This window comes from Sphingobacterium cavernae (assembly GCF_008520265.1).
Taxonomy (GTDB): Bacteria; Bacteroidota; Bacteroidia; order Sphingobacteriales; family Sphingobacteriaceae; genus Sphingobacterium; species Sphingobacterium cavernae.
Genome location: NZ_VIQM01000078.1, coordinates 1 through 15298, shown reverse-complemented (window position 1 = coordinate 15298; position 15298 = coordinate 1). Strand labels below are relative to the sequence as shown.

At 35.9% G+C, this 15298-nt stretch carries 11 protein-coding genes and 2 pseudogenes; 8 read left to right on the top strand and 5 right to left on the bottom strand.

What is annotated here, in order from left to right:
- The 3 genes and pseudogenes from FLS47_RS19165 to FLS47_RS18895 all read left to right on the top strand — a co-directional run.
- Nucleotides 1–109 (top strand): annotated as a pseudogene (locus FLS47_RS19165) (IS982 family transposase); the annotation flags it as partial.
- Between the two features lie 15 nt (nucleotides 110–124).
- A pseudogene (locus FLS47_RS14975) lies at nucleotides 125–319 on the top strand (transposase); the annotation flags it as partial.
- A gap of 217 nt (nucleotides 320–536) precedes the next feature.
- Nucleotides 537–812: a DUF6766 family protein gene (locus FLS47_RS18895; protein WP_317131691.1), complete on the top strand. Its 276-nt coding sequence runs from the start codon at nucleotides 537–539 to the stop codon at nucleotides 810–812.
- Nucleotides 813–1163: 351 nt separating this feature from the next.
- Here FLS47_RS18895 and FLS47_RS14970 read toward each other — a convergent pair whose 3' ends face one another.
- On the bottom strand, nucleotides 1164–2549 hold the full coding sequence (locus tag FLS47_RS14970) for an NAD(P)-binding domain-containing protein (protein ID WP_149915156.1): 1386 nt from the start codon (nucleotides 2547–2549) through the stop codon (nucleotides 1164–1166).
- A gap of 661 nt (nucleotides 2550–3210) precedes the next feature.
- Nucleotides 3211–4398, bottom strand: coding sequence for an MFS transporter (locus FLS47_RS14965; RefSeq protein WP_149915155.1), 1188 nt, complete (start codon nucleotides 4396–4398; stop codon nucleotides 3211–3213).
- A 386-nt stretch (nucleotides 4399–4784) separates the two neighbouring features.
- Between FLS47_RS14965 and FLS47_RS14960 the strand changes: the two genes are divergently transcribed.
- The 4 genes from FLS47_RS14960 to FLS47_RS14945 all read left to right on the top strand — a co-directional run bounded on the left by FLS47_RS14960 (nucleotide 4785) and on the right by FLS47_RS14945 (nucleotide 12154).
- Nucleotides 4785–5117: a YegP family protein gene (locus FLS47_RS14960; protein WP_149915154.1), complete on the top strand. Its 333-nt coding sequence runs from the start codon at nucleotides 4785–4787 to the stop codon at nucleotides 5115–5117.
- 477 nt (nucleotides 5118–5594) lie between these two features.
- Nucleotides 5595–8762, top strand: coding sequence for a SusC/RagA family TonB-linked outer membrane protein (locus FLS47_RS14955; protein WP_223225333.1), 3168 nt, complete (start codon nucleotides 5595–5597; stop codon nucleotides 8760–8762).
- Between the two features lie 21 nt (nucleotides 8763–8783).
- Nucleotides 8784–10589 (top strand): RagB/SusD family nutrient uptake outer membrane protein, encoded by a 1806-nt coding sequence (locus tag FLS47_RS14950; RefSeq protein WP_149915153.1) that lies wholly within the window; start codon nucleotides 8784–8786, stop codon nucleotides 10587–10589.
- Nucleotides 10590–10600: 11 nt separating this feature from the next.
- Nucleotides 10601–12154 (top strand): DUF4957 domain-containing protein, encoded by a 1554-nt coding sequence (locus FLS47_RS14945; RefSeq protein WP_188347451.1) that lies wholly within the window; start codon nucleotides 10601–10603, stop codon nucleotides 12152–12154.
- 230 nt (nucleotides 12155–12384) lie between these two features.
- On the opposite strand, the gene FLS47_RS14940 is transcribed toward FLS47_RS14945, so the two are convergent.
- Entirely contained in the window at nucleotides 12385–13071 is a 687-nt protein-coding gene (locus FLS47_RS14940) for a potassium channel family protein (RefSeq protein ID WP_149915151.1), read from the bottom strand.
- A 4-nt stretch (nucleotides 13072–13075) separates the two neighbouring features.
- Nucleotides 13076–14452 (bottom strand): TrkH family potassium uptake protein, encoded by a 1377-nt coding sequence (locus FLS47_RS14935; protein ID WP_223225332.1) that lies wholly within the window; start codon nucleotides 14450–14452, stop codon nucleotides 13076–13078.
- A 240-nt stretch (nucleotides 14453–14692) separates the two neighbouring features.
- Here FLS47_RS14935 and uraH point away from each other — a divergent pair, with 240 nt between their 5' ends.
- The gene (uraH, locus tag FLS47_RS14930) at nucleotides 14693–15097 is read left to right on the top strand and encodes a hydroxyisourate hydrolase (RefSeq protein ID WP_149915149.1); all 405 of its coding nucleotides are present in this window, start codon (nucleotides 14693–14695) and stop codon (nucleotides 15095–15097) included.
- A gap of 76 nt (nucleotides 15098–15173) precedes the next feature.
- Here uraH and FLS47_RS14925 read toward each other — a convergent pair.
- Nucleotides 15174–15298 (bottom strand): transposase (locus FLS47_RS14925; RefSeq protein WP_188347450.1); only part of this gene is annotated, 125 nt, incomplete at its 5' end.

The following is a 15298-nucleotide window of genomic DNA, read 5'->3' as shown; positions in this document are numbered from 1 at the left end:
CAACTTTATCGTAAATATCTTAGCTGGATTAGCAGCATACAGTTTCTTCCCTAAGAAACCTTCAATCAAATATCAAACGGTAAAAACTAACCAATTGTACGCTTTTTAATTATCGAATTCAGGTTATAAAGTTAAAGACAATGGCAGCGTCCAGACCCGTGCAGTATACAATATACTTCGAGTGAACCGAGATGGTCGAAAAGACCTTATCGGTATCTATCTTTCAGAAAATGAAGGCGCTAAGTTCTGGCTGTCGGTACTGACCGATCTGAAACAGCGTGGTGTAGAAGATATCCTGGTCGCCTGCGTCGATGGTTTATCCCGGAATATGCATTGCCTACAAAAAGAAGATAATGGATGGATGGCTTTTTCTCCAAAATTGAAAACCTACCTCCTAAACTCGTTTATAGCTAATGCATATTCCGGGTTTAAATACTATGAAATGGGGAATTGCCCCGAAAATTAAATCTGCTAAAAATATTATTTGGCATACATGTACTCTTTAGCCTTACAGCCAATAGGTCTATACTCTTGATATAAGATCCACGCGTGATCTACATTTTCTTTCTTTAGCATATATAGGATTATTCCTTATTTCGTGGGGTTTACATCTATATGGGAGCTATCGTGGGAAAATGGAAGAAGACGCTTTGGAAGGCAAATCTTCGATAGGATTAGGCGAATTTCTTGGTGAGCCTACTTTTTGGTTCGAAACTTTTCAAAATTGGCAGAGTGAATTCCTTTCAGTGGCTTCAATTGTATCACTAACGATTTTTTTGCGGCAAAAGGCTCTCCACAATCAAAGCCAGTAGACGCACCACATTTGGAAACAGGAAAATAATAAACGCAGTGAATCCAATGATTTGTTAAGTAAATAAAAGCAAGCTGCTATCAAGCTTTATTATGTAAGGTAGCACGATGTATAGCCCTATGAAATACATGTTTGATTACAGGGCAATATGTTTAGAGTTAGTCTATTCTGTCAGTAAGCTGAAAACGACTGATTACCTGATGAAGTATAAGGGTAGAGACCTAAGTGTTATTTCATGATAAGATAAAGGTAGGGGACATGGCGGCTAAAGATTGGGGAAAATCAAAAATAGTCCAATCGTAATTAAACAATTGGACTATTTTTAATATTATAGGATTTGACGTCTAAAACTTCAATAGTTACTTACTTTTGTTATTTCCTCATCTTCTGCTGTTACTTCTTCCAGATAGCGTTCTAAACTGTCATCCATTTCTTTCATCCATGGGGTGTGGTGAATAGACGCTTCTGTGCCGTCCACAACAGAAGTAAAGACTTGGTCACGATAGTTGAGAATATTCACCTCTTTGTCATGCAGCCACTGCTTAAACATATCGGCTACTTTATCCAGATCGAACGGCGGATAATCTGTCAGAGCTATTAACTCTTTAATATAATCTGTTTGAAAATCCACATGATCGGCACCTGTGACAGTTGATTTTTCATAGGCCATCCATTTATTAATATCAGCAGTACGCTCCTCTTTAGAAGGTAACGAAACTCTTCCCAGCATATAATCACGGGCGAACCAAGCTTGTGTATCAAACATATTGAAGGTGTAATATTGATCTTGCATACCTAAGTAAATTAATCGCTCATTATCATTAAAGATTATACCTTTGTATAAGTGATTAGGGTATAAGCAATTTTTAGATTTCAATCTCAGATTATCGGGTAAGAATGGAAGTTTGTGCTGATAGCCAGTACAAAAAATTACAGCATCAAAGTCTTCGGCGTGACCGTCTTTAAAGAAGGCAGTGCTTCCCTCAAAATGAGTTACTAATTCTTTCTCTTTTATTCCTTTAGGCCATTTAGAGCCTATAGAGCTCGTTCGGTAAGAAATAGTAATTGATTTAGCTCCGTGTTTGTAACATTGTACACCAATATCCTCTGCCGAATAACTACTGCCTATCAACAAAACTTTTTGATCAATAAATTGATCGGCTCCTCTAAAATCGTGAGCGTGCATGACAGCCCCAGGAAAATTTTCTATACCTTTAAAATAAGGTAGATTTGGCGTTGAAAAGTGCCCAGTTCCCACGACTAGGTAATCGAATATTTCCTCAAAAGTTTTGTTTTTAACTAAATCATCAAAGATAACGCGAAACTGTTTTTTATCTTCTAAGTAATCTACCCATCGTGCTACTGTATTGAATTGAATATATTCTCGAGCGATACTTTTTTTTATTCTCCCTTGAATATAATCGAAAAGAACTTCACGTGGTGGGAAAGAGGATATAGGTTGGCCAAAGTGTTCGGTAAAACTATAGTCGGCAAACTCCAAACATTCTTTGGGGCCATTGGACCAAAGATATTTATACATACTACCATGCAGTGGTTCACCATATTTACCTACGCCGGTACGCCAAGTATAGTTCCACATACCGCCCCAATTGTCTTGTTTTTCAAAACATTTAATTTCTGGAACGGGATTACCTTTTTTCTGCTCTGACTCAAAGGCCCTTAGCATAGCAAGTCCACTAGGGCCTGCACCAATAATCCCAACTTTAAAATTTGTCATATATACATAAAAATTTATTCCCGTTCTTATGTTATAAGAAGGGAGGATTAAACTATTAAGAATCAATATTTGATCCGCAAGCCTTAATCAAGGCTCGAAGGCATTTTTGAAAGAGTGCAAACTCTTAAAGAAGAAAAGACCTTTATTCAGGGCTTAATTAAATTGATAACAGAAATATTATTAATCGTAATATCTTTGTGTTTTTGCAATATACAAAATATCGGTTGCAAAAACAACTTATAGCCTCACTGAGCCTCTAGAGCTTTAATTATTCTTAAGTTGAGATTTCTGCGATATTTTTTTAAGATATTTGTGATGGGGAGGAATTAGTTCCGAGACTGGAGAAAATTTACAGGAGTTTATGAGATATTTTTAATTGTCCTTATAATTAAATGGTGTTCTTAGGTTATTTAATAACTATACTTACTTAGATATAAGGTAGACACAAATTCTAGCAATTTTTTCGCAACCATCGTAACCTATTAATTAACTCTGTGAAAAAGAAGTCTTGTTTATAGCTGAGCAAATTTTATGACACCTAATTTGTAAATTTTTCAAGAAAAAAATATAGTTAAAATAGGATTGTATGTATTTTCATAGATATCACAGTGAGCGAGGATTGTTGCGCTGACTTTCAAAATTGATTCAATAAATGATTGTGCTAATCTGCTGTTTCTCGGAAAATCTTCAACTTACTTGTCATCAAAAACATCAACAATCCAAAGAAAGCGAATAAGCCATAGGAATAGCGCAGGCTAAATATTTCAGCGATATAACCAATTAACGGAGGCCCAAGTAGAAACCCCAAATAACTTACGCTGGAAACCATAGCAAGAGCTACACCCGATGGAATTTTCTTATTTTGTCCGGCCAGGCTATATACTGTTGGGATATTACAAGCTACGCCAATTCCTACTAACATAAATGCAAATGTGCATAGCCAAAATTGTGGGAATAATACTGAAAGCATCAGACCTATAAACATAAGGATGCCGCTAATTTGTAAGGTTCTTTTACGTCCAAGTCGGCTTATTACATAATCACCAATAAAGCGTCCTGTTGCCATCATAATCATGAATGAAGCGTATCCAACAATAACTAGGTTGGCTGGAGCCCCTACAATATCTTTGAAATATACACCACTCCAGTCAAACATCGCTCCCTCGGTTGCCATGCTGAAGAAGCCAATAATTCCCAATTGTACCAACGATTTTTCGGGTCTAGAAAAAAATGATCTTTTCTCTTTTTGCTCAGGTTTACCCTGAACTAAGTGTTTGTGGTTGAGTAATGTATTTACAATAATCAAAAATAGAATTATTATAAAATGAGGAAGCGTATCAATACCAATATTCATAGTTAACAAACCAATTAGTGCGCCCGTAAATCCTGCAATACTCCATGCGCCATGGAATGAAGACATAATTGATTTTTGGAATATTTTTTCTGCTGCTATCCCCTGCGTATTAACCGCGATATTACACATATTTCCCACAACGCCGAAAGTGAATAAAATAACCGCTAATTGAAGTGCATTGGTTGCTACCCCAATGGTACATAATATAAGGGCGTATATAATAGCAACAATGCGTAAAACATTTGCACTACCGTATTTGGTCACGAGTTTTCCTGATAGTGCCATAGTTACTAATTGTCCAACAGGGAGCATCAACAATATCGTACCTAATTGTGCTTCGGTCAACTGTAAATTTTCTTTTAGCGTAGGAATGCGACTTGCCCATGATGAGAATGCTAATCCTTGACAAAAGTAGAAGAGGGAAACAGCTATTCGTATCCGTGTACGCGAAGCATAAAGGGTGTCTTCTGCAGAGGTAGTGATGTCTTGTTGCATGGTGATTTAAGTTTGCGATTGCAAAGTTAAGTATTATTTAAGTAATCAATATTGTCAACAGATGTAGTCAGACTTAATGAGTTTTACAAAATAGTTGTAAAACTAACTTAATTAAAAACAGATTTTTATGGCTGAATGATATTTTAATATAAATTATCAGAAGTGTCCTAAATAAGGAAAAAAAATGGCTGTGCTTTATATAGCAGGGATTCCTATATTTAGTTCGCTAAAATCATTCAACCGCTATGGTAAATATAAACCTATTTTCTCAGATATTAGGACTAATAGATCGCTATAGTTATTTTAGATGAAATTTTTTTATTAATTTACAGTTTATATAATAGCAATAATTAGTACAACAGTTTTAATAATTAATTCTAAAAATTATGGGAAAATTTGAAATCAAAAAACGTTCTAATGGAGATTATCAATTTAATTTGAAGGGTGGTAATGGCCAAACTATCTTAAATAGTGAAGGATATTCTTCGAAAGCGAGTTGCATGAATGGTGTTGAATCTGTAAAAACAAATTCTCAAATAGAAGCAAGGTTTGAAAAGAAAGAATCATCTAACAATAAATATTATTTTAATCTTAAAGCATCTAACGGTCAAATAATTGGTTCTAGTCAAATGTATGAATCAAGTTCTGGTAGAGATAATGGTATTAAATCGGTAATGGAAAATGCGCCCGAAAGTACTATAGAAGATAAAACTCTGTAAAGGTTCTTAGGAAAAAAAATGAGACATATATTGTCTCATTTTTTTATCAAAAGCTGAGTCTTATGATTATTCAATCAGTTTTTTTATTAAGTACTACCCTAAACTTTTAGAATTAGGCATAAATTATAGCTCTCAAAATGCTAGAATCCGTAATACGAGTATAATTCCAAAAATCTCGTTTTGACGTCAAATTCATCAGAAATACTCCTTTTCTAGGTAATAAAGACGTTTATTTAATTAATTTTTCTGCAATCGATATCGGTATCGTTTGCGCAATTTTTGCCTAAAACGTGCCATTAGAAGCTCAATATTCCTTTATTATTGTATATAATATTTTCTTTTACCTATGAAAAATATTATGTGATCCTCTTCGGAGGTGATAACCATTTATACAAGAATTAATTAACATTTTATGACAATTCTAATGATCCCTTTTGGTGAAAATAGTTTTGTCTCACAATTTTAAATCTATTCATTATGAGGGTAATGTTTACTGTACTCATGCTGGTGTTGATGTGGCAAGTCTCCTTTGCACAGCAACGATCCGTAAATGGAGTTGTCACGGATATAGACAACAATCCATTGTCAGGTGCGACCATTAATGTGAAAGGCACGAGTCGAAAATCAAGCACAGATGCTGAAGGAAAATTCAAAATCCAGATTAATTCTTCGAATGAAGTAATTGTAGTAAATCTGATGGGGTATTTAACCCAAGAATTGATAATTGGTAGTCAGAATAACCTGAGATTCAGAATGACAAGTAATGAAGCAAATCTAGAAGAAGTTGTGGTTATCGGTTACGGTACGGTAAAGCGTAAAGATCTAACTGGTGCTGTATCTTCTGTCGATGCCAAAACTATTTCTGCTGCTCCAGTAGCTTCGGCTTTGGAGGCTATTCAAGGCCGTGTAGCGGGATTGAACATTTCAACAACAGAGGGTTCACCAGATGCAGAATTGACTGTGCGTGTACGTGGTGGAGGTTCTATCACACAGGACAACTCTCCACTGTATATTGTTGATGGTTTTCCAGTCAACTCTATTGCTGACATAGCGCCTCAGGATATTGAAACTATCGATATCTTAAAAGATGCTTCTTCTACAGCGATTTACGGTTCTCGCGGTGCAAATGGTGTAATCTTGGTGACCACGAAGGGTGGGAAAGCAGGTAAAACGAACATTAGTTTGAATGCTTTTACAGGCGTACGTAATCTTGCAAGCAAACTTGATGTACTTGATCCAATGGATTATGTGACTTGGCAATATGAACAGGCTCTATTAGCGAATAAGATAAATAATTACACAGATTACTTCGGGAATTTTCAAGACATCGATCTGTATACCAACGTACAGCCGAATGATTGGCAAGAAATTGTATTTGGTCGTACCGGAAACACATACAACCAAAATATAAACTTCAGTGGTGGTGGAGAAAAGACAAAATACAGTGTGAGTCATTCATTCGTGAAGGACAAAGCAATTATGCAAATGTCCGATTACCAACGTCAAAATGCCAATTTCAAGCTAAATCACAAATTGTATAAAAATCTGACATTAGACTTGGGACTTCGTTATTCAGATATGCGCGTAAATGGAGGCGGTATGAATGAGCAGAATGAAGTTTCTTCTGCCGACTCTCGTCTTAAGTATGCAATGCTTTATCCTCCATTTCCAGTTAATGGTTTGACGACTACTACTGAAACAGATGATGATTTCAATTTGTACAGCCCATTGATTGCGATATCGGACAATGACCAATATTTTCAGCGTAAAACGTACAATTTGCATGCGGCTTTAACTTATGAGATCGTTGATAATTTACGTTTAAGAAGTGAATTTGGTTACGATAGCTACCGCAATGACCAAGATCGCTTTTACGGGGGGACTACATATTATGTGCGCAATGTGCCAGCACGTGAAAATCAGAATCTTCCAGCTTTGTGGTTGACAAATACGAATCGAAATGGTTGGAGAAACACCAACACATTGAACTATGACTTCAAAAAGTTGATCTCAAAAGATCATTCTTTGGATATGTTATTAGGTCAAGAGTACTTGATGATTCAAAATCAGGTATTGACCAATATAATGCATGGTTTTCCATCGACATTTTCATTTGATGAAGCTCGTAAGTTGACCACTCAAGGAAATCCTTATTCAGTGGACAATAATTTCGCTCCAGATGATAAATTATTGTCATTTTTTGGACGTGCTAATTATGGATATAAAGAAAAATATTTATTGAGCGCAACATTTAGAGCAGATGGTTCGTCGAAATTTTCAGCAGCAAATCGTTGGGGATTTTTCCCGTCAGTTTCTGGTGCTTGGCGAATTTCGGGTGAGGAATTTTTGGAAGATGCAGCTTGGTTGAGTGATTTAAAAATTAGAGCGAGTTATGGTGCGGCGGGAAATAATAGAATTCCTTCGGGTTTATTGGTTCAAACATTCAATAACTCCACCACAACTTGGGTCAATGGGTATAATAACTTTTGGGCTGCCTCTAAAACCATGGCAAATCCTGATTTAAAATGGGAAACGACTACTACGCGAAACGTAGGATTGGATTTCTCTTTATTCAAAAGCAGGTTGAGCGGTACAATTGATGCCTATTTAAATAAAACAGAAGATTTATTAATCGCTTATCCTGTAGCAGGTACGGGCTATGATATCCAATACCGTAATATTGGTAATACGCAAAACAAAGGTTTGGAATTCTCTTTAAACTGGTCTGCTGTTCGTAAACAAAATTTTGATTTAACAGTAAATGCGAATATTGCCTTCAACCGTAATGAAGTTCTAAGTTTAGGAGCTGTTGAAAATATTCCTGGAACGTCAAGATGGGCCTCTACGGCAATTAATATGGACTATTTGGTAGAAGTTGGTGCGCCTTTAGGTCAAATGTATGGTTATCAAAGTGATGGTCGCTATGAAGTGTCTGATTTTGAGGGTTATATTTCAAGTCAATGGAAGCTAAAAGAGGGTGTTGCAACGGCTGCAGAGGTTGTTGGTACGATGCGTCCAGGAGCTATGAAATTAAAGGATATCAATGGTGATGGCATGATTTCGGTAGCAGATCGTGGAATTATTGGTAATGCGAATCCATCACACACAGGTGGTTTTTCTTTGGCATCACGCATCTATAATTTTGACCTAGCAGCGTATTTCAATTGGTCTTATGGCAATGATGTGTACAATGCTAACAAGATTGAATACACGAGTACGAGCCAATATTTTTCACGTAATATGATTTCTGAAATGGCTTCAGGTAAACGTTGGACAAATTTGAGATCAGATGGTACAATCAGTAATGATCCTGCTGAATTAGAGCAAATGAATGCCAACACGACTATGTGGTCGCCGTATATGCGGTCTTTTGTATTCAGTGATTGGGCTGTAGAAGATGGATCATTCTTACGTATGTCTACATTGACATTAGGATATACTTTACCTAAGCATATTTCTGCACGCTTGCGCATGCAGACATTACGCATATATGCTTCAGGTTACAATTTATGGTTACTTACTAATTATTCTGGTTTTGATCCAGAAGTGTCTACACGTCGTCAAACACCATTAACTCCAGGAGTAGATTATTCGGCCTATCCGAAAAGTAAATCTTTCCTTGTTGGACTTAATGTAAATTTCTAGTAGGACTTAATTTGACTGATTATGAAAAAGATTATTACAATTAGCTTAATATTAACAGCCTCGTTAACAACTTGGAGTTGTAAAGATATTTTAGAGGCACCTACCAAATCCTCTTTGGATGAATCTGTGATATTTTCTACTCCAAGTCTTGCTGAAGGAGTTATTCCAGGTATTATACAATCTTTTGGAGAAACAAACTCCTATAGAGGAAGGTATCTCGTGTATTATGGAACAAATACGGATGTAGAGGTATATAGTTCGTTGAAGGCTATTAATGATGATAAGTCTCGCTTAGGGAATTACAATACCAATGTCGAGAATGATCAAATGAATACAGATAATAACGCTTGGGCTAAATTTTATGAAGGAATCGAGCGTGCAAATATGGCTATTCGCGGTCTACGAAATTATGGCAATGTTGAAAACAATCCAGCCATGGCTCAGGTATTAGGTGAAGTACTGGTATTACGTGCGGTGTTATATAATGATTTGATAAAGGGTTGGGGTGATGTACCGGCGCGATTTGAGCCAATTACTACGGAGACAACCTATCTTCCACGTGCGGATCGCGATGTCATCTATAAACAATTATTGGCCGACTTGGATGAAGCAGCCGGTTTATTGCCATGGCCGAATGAAAGTAATGCTACACGTTCTGTAGAAAGAGTGAGCAAAGCTTTTGCAAAAGGGCTACGAGCTCGATTAGCTTTAGCCGCTGGTGGTTATGCACAGCGACTAGATGGTACAGTGCGATTGACTTCAGATCCTGACCTTTCAAAAGAGAAAATGTATGCTTTAGCGAAACAAGAATGTTTGGATATTATTCAAAGTAATACGTTGAAACTATTAGGTTTTGAAGAATTATTTAAAAGATTCAATAGTGAAAACCTCCTAGCGGGAGGAGAATCCATGTGGGAGATACCGTTTAGTGAAGGTCGTGGACGTGTAATTTTTGATTTAGGCGTACGCCATACCAAGACGAATAAATATACTGGACAAAACCGTGGAGGTACCACTGTCGCTAATCCTTTAATTTGGTACGAGTATGACCGCGAAGATGTTCGCAGAGAGGTGTCTGTAGTACCTTACGAATGGGATAGGGCAGCATCTGATGCGGCTGATGCGGGAGGATTTCAGGTGCCGACCACTTTGGGTAGGATGTATTTTGGAAAGTATCGTTACGAATGGATGAACCGCAGAGTGACTTCTACGAATGATGATGGATTAAATTGGATGTACATGCGTTATGCAGATGTGATATTGATGGCTGCAGAAGCTATCAATGAGCTAGATGGACCGCAGGCTGCAGCGCCATATTTAAAAATGATATTAGACAGAGCATTTCCACACAGTCCAAATAAAGTATCTACCTTATTAACGAGTGCCTCTGCCTCGAAAACAGCATTTTTTAACTCGTTAGTCGATCAGCGTGCCCTAGAATTTACGGGTGAAATGTTGCGCAAAGGAGATTTAATTCGTTGGAATTTGTTGGGTACCAAATTGGCCGAAGCTAAAACAAAATTGCAACAATTAGAGAATAGAACAGGTCCATATGCAAATTTGCCTACTCGCATATATTATAAAAATGAAGGGGAAAAAGTTGAAATCTATGGGCTAAATTTTGGCGATACTGATGCAGAAGGAGCTTCTTTGGGCTATACAGCAAATAAAGTATGGACAATGTCTTCTTCTAGTGATCAGACAACGTATTGGGATGCGCTTGTGTATCCTGGTAAAGATCCGAATAAACAACAATATTGGCCAATATGGCAGTTCTTTATAGAAGGATCAAATTCTCAATTAAACAACAGTCATTTAAACCTATAAATCGAAGAATTATGAAACGAAATAAATTATTCGGTATAATGGCAATTGCGTTGTCTGTAACAACGATGTCGGCATGTGATAGTAAGTTGACTCAAGAAATAGCTGAACTGCATTTAGATAGAGCATTGTCTCCTACGAATGTAGTGGCTCAAGTGGTCGAACGCACTAATGTGCGATTGAATTGGAATAAAGTTTACAATGCTTCATCCTATACGGTCGAATTCTATGATAATCCAGCTGGAACAGGTACTGCTGTAAAGCGCATTGAAAATATACAACTGGATGAACTCCCTTACACGGTCGCCGGCTTGGATGGCGAAACAGAATATCTTGTAAAAGTACAGGCATTAGGTGAACAAATAAATGAGTCCAAATGGTCAACAGTTACTTTTATTACCGGTACAGAACAGATTTTGCGTGCAGTTGATCCTAACGAAATTACGTCCTCTTCAGCATTGCTAAGATGGCCAGCAGGCCTTCCTGCCACTTCTGTGGAAATAACACCAGGAAATAGATCTATTCCGGTTACAGCACAAAATATTGCAGAGGGGGCTATCCTCATCGAAGGTTTGGGTAGCGATATTACCTATACCGCACGTTTGATAAATGGCTTAAAAACTAGAGGTACTATATCGTTTACAACTATGCTAGGTGATAATGTTACCAAAATAGGCCCTTCTGACGATTTCGTAAGTACACTTTCTACTCTTCAAGATGGAGATATTATTGCACTAGAACCCGGTGAATATACTGTAAATGAAGATGTAGAAATAAACAAAACAATTTCTATCCAAGGTTATAGACCTGCAGATAAGCCAATCTTAAAAGGACTTGTTTTGAAAGTAAAAGCTGGCGCAGGCTTGACTATAAAAGATGTGATTATGGATGGTACTGGCAATTCGTCACAAAATCAATCTATTTTTTATGATGAAGACTTAAACACAGCGTATGGTGAACTATCTATCGAAAATTCAGAATTTAGAAATTATGTGAAAGGATTGCTTTATGTAAATAAAAAAGTACGTATATCTAAAGTGACATACAGCAACAATTTGATATATAACATTGAATGTTCAGGAGGAGATTTCATTGATTTCCGTAATGGTATAGCCGATGAATTGTACTTCCGTAATAATACAGTTTACAATTCTGCATTAGCACGCGATTTATTCCGAATGGACGCCGGAGGATCAACTAATTTTCCTGGAATAACTTCGAAAATTTATATCGAGCAAAATGCGTTTCATAAAATATTAGATGGAAATTCCAGAAGGATGTTGTATATCCGATTGGCTTCGCATCAGATATATTTCAATAAAAATATAGTATCTGAATCGTTGGGATTGCACAGTAATCAGCCAGCTACAACGATTACGCAGATGCAACAAAACAACTATTTTAATTCGCCAAATTATACGGGTAGTACTGCATCAAACGCGAAAAATGATACAGGCAATTTCACATTGTTAAATCCTCAATTTACAAATCCAAATGGAGGTAATTTTACAATTGGAAATTTAGACTTGAAATTGAATGAAATAGGAGCAGCTCGTTGGAGAAATTGATAAAATGCTCAATTAAATATTCGACTGTTTCGCTGCACAATCTATTATAGTTTATTTTTTGTGTTAAATCGAAACAGTCGAACAATTTTGTAATTTTTAATTATATTAAAATCAGTAAGGATAATTACTATTGTCCCTTTAATTGGATTTGCTGAAACTGATTAACTATATAAGTACTAATTTATTGTATTATTTATGTGTTTTTTACGCATAGTTAACAGCAAGATATATTACTGCTTCAAAAATTCTTTGATATTTTTATTACTTCCGTAAATGACAATAATTTCACCTTCTTGTAAAATAGTATCTGGTTTTGGGATGCCATGTAAGACCGTAGTAACGATTTGACTTTTTCCGATAAGTGAATCGCGTTCTGTTTTTTTCAATATTGTTAAAACGAGTATTTCATAGCGCTCTCTAAAGCCTATCTCTTGAATAGATTTTCCAAAATACTTCTTGGGAATGATTGCCTCAACAATACTATAGTTTGCATTTAGTTCGAAGGAGTCGACCAAACCAGATAAACATAATTTCTTTGACCATCGTTCCGCGGTTTCTTCCTCAGGGTGGACTATTTCAGAGACACCAATTGCACTAAGAACTTTTTCATGTAGGGTATTAACAGCCCGGCTAATTAGCCGTTTAACTTTGGCTTCTTTACAAAGAGCGGTAACCATAATATTAGCTCCCTCATTTTCTCCAATTGCAACTATTACGACATCTGTATTTTTCAATGGAAGTGAATTAAACGCAACGGGGTCAGCTGCATCTATGGAAACGGTATGAGTAATATGTTCTTTAAGCGCAGTTATGCGATTTAGTTTAATATCGACACCTATAACTTCATTTCCTTGCGCTGCTAATTTAATTGCTAATGAGGCGCCAAAATTTCCAAGACCTATAATAATGAATTTCATATTTCTAATTTATAGTTAGTTCTTCTTCTGCAAATCGATAATTTGTGAATTTTACTTTTTTAAAAATGGCAATCATAATGGATAGCATTGTAACTCTTCCTATAAACATCAAAATGATGAGCACTGCTTTACTAGCGGTAGAAAGATTAAAGGTAATTCCCAGTGTGAGACCGACAGTACTATAAGCTGAGAAGCATTCAAAAGCAATTTGTAATATATTAAATTGATTATCAAATATGCTTATAAGAAATATACACAATCCAATTATAAATAGGGAGAGGGTCATAGTCGCAAATGCTCTTTTAACGGTTATTTCTGCTATTTCTCTACTAAATATTTCCAATCTTTCTTTTCCTCTTACTAAAGTGACGATGTTTAATAGGGCTATAGCGAATGTACTTGTCTTAATACCTCCTCCTGTTGAATTCGGGGAGGCCCCAATCCACATCAAGAATATGACAAACAGAATGCTCGATACCTTTAATTCTGCAAAGTCTATGCTATTATATCCTGCAGTGCGTGGGGTGCTAGCTGTAAATAGAGCTGTGACCCATCGTCCAAATGTATTATGTTCACTCAGTACTCCGTTTCTTTCTAGAAGCCACAGTAACAAGGTTGCCAAGCCAGTTATAGTTAGTGTCGTTATTAGATTAATTTTACTATTTATGTTGATGACCCAAGGCTTATAAGCATATTGATTTTGAGCATATCTTTTAATGAATCTATTAATTATATGTTTTAAGTATTGAAGTAGATTGATAACTATTGGAAACCCTAGCCCGCCTAGTACAAATAAGGAGAGAATTATTAATTGAAAAGGATAATTAAATAAAACTGATTTTTCAGCCAGACCAAGTGGGAGAGTGGAAAATCCAGCATTACAAAACGAAGAAATGGAATGAAATATACAGAAAAATACGTGTTGTTTGAAGCCTAGGGTTTGAAATTCGGGTGTTAAAAAATAAATTAAAATAGCTCCCCAAGCTTCAATAGAGAATGTAATTATAATTATACGTTTTAACAAAAGAAATACTTCTCCAAGTTTTTGAGAATTTGCCATGTCTTTACTAGCAAGCTGATTTTCATAGGAGGAGCCCCCCTTGAAAAAGTACGCGAAATAAGATGCAAAAGTTAATATTCCTAACCCTCCCATTTGTATAAGTAACATAATAATAACTTTTCCCACAGGTGTAAATGCACTGGCGGTATCTACAACTATTAGCCCCGTAACACAAACTGCACTTGTTGCCGTGAAAGCTGCGTCAATTAATGATATATTTTGTGTATGCGATATAGGGTGGTATAATAGCGCGGTCCCTATTAAAATGAGCAAAATGAAACTACCAGAAAATAGCTGGGCAGGATTGTAGAATTTTTTCACAACATATATTTTTTCAAAGGTATAAAAAGTCCTTACTATTCAAATTGAATTTTCCAAATGTTGTATTTGAAATTTTTATGCATTATGTAATAGATTTTGGTGAGAAGAATTAGTCCATAAAAAGAGAATAAGTTGGTCTTTTTGAAGATTACATGCCATATTAAAGTATGCTTTTAATCTAAAATTCTCATTTAAGGTATTTATTTGTACATTTGAGCCGTTGTATCATAATAATTTACTATGAAAAATATAATAATTTTACTTTCTTTTGTTATCAGCGGTTTTGTTGCTCAGGCTCAAGTTGATAAATTTCAATTATCTAGTCACATATTAGATATATCTACAGGGCAGGGTGCACCTGATGTAAAAGTATTATTAAAAAAATGGAGCAATGATAAATGGATAGATGTTCAAGGTTCAAAGACTGATGAAAATGGTAGAATTAAAGAGTTGTTGGCTTTTTCCAAAGCCGGTAATGACGGTATTTATAAATTAGTTTTTGAGACACATCCATATTTTAAGAAAAAAAATATCGATAGTATATATCCGTTTATTGAAGTTGTGTTTAGTATTAAAGGCAATGGGCATTATCATATTCCAATAACTGTTACGCCTTTTGGTTATTCTACATACAGAGGTAATTAGTGTAAATATATACTTTCGGGTGTTGATAAAACGGAGCGTAAAACCCTCAGGTGTTTAGCCTGTGGGATGTAAGCGACTAACCCTGATTGAGAATATACTCACGAATAGTATCAGGAGATGCTTCACCTATTGAACAAACAAAATAACCATCAGACCAGAAAGTATGTTTTTTCGAAAAATGTTTAAATAAGAATGACCTGT

Bases quoted from the DNA above. Each gene is read 5' to 3' on its own strand.
- FLS47_RS14950 (WP_149915153.1), top strand. From the start codon at position 8,784: ATGAAAAAGATTATTACAATTAGCTTAATATTAACAGCCTCGTTAACA.
- FLS47_RS14970 (WP_149915156.1), bottom strand. From the start codon at position 2,549: ATGACAAATTTTAAAGTTGGGATTATTGGTGCAGGCCCTAGTGGACTT.
- uraH (WP_149915149.1), top strand. From the start codon at position 14,693: ATGAAAAATATAATAATTTTACTTTCTTTTGTTATCAGCGGTTTTGTT.
- FLS47_RS14955 (WP_223225333.1), top strand. From the start codon at position 5,595: ATGAGGGTAATGTTTACTGTACTCATGCTGGTGTTGATGTGGCAAGTC.
- FLS47_RS14945 (WP_188347451.1), top strand. From the start codon at position 10,601: ATGAAACGAAATAAATTATTCGGTATAATGGCAATTGCGTTGTCTGTA.
- FLS47_RS14960 (WP_149915154.1), top strand. From the start codon at position 4,785: ATGGGAAAATTTGAAATCAAAAAACGTTCTAATGGAGATTATCAATTT.
- FLS47_RS14940 (WP_149915151.1), bottom strand. From the start codon at position 13,071: ATGAAATTCATTATTATAGGTCTTGGAAATTTTGGCGCCTCATTAGCA.
- FLS47_RS14965 (WP_149915155.1), bottom strand. From the start codon at position 4,398: ATGCAACAAGACATCACTACCTCTGCAGAAGACACCCTTTATGCTTCG.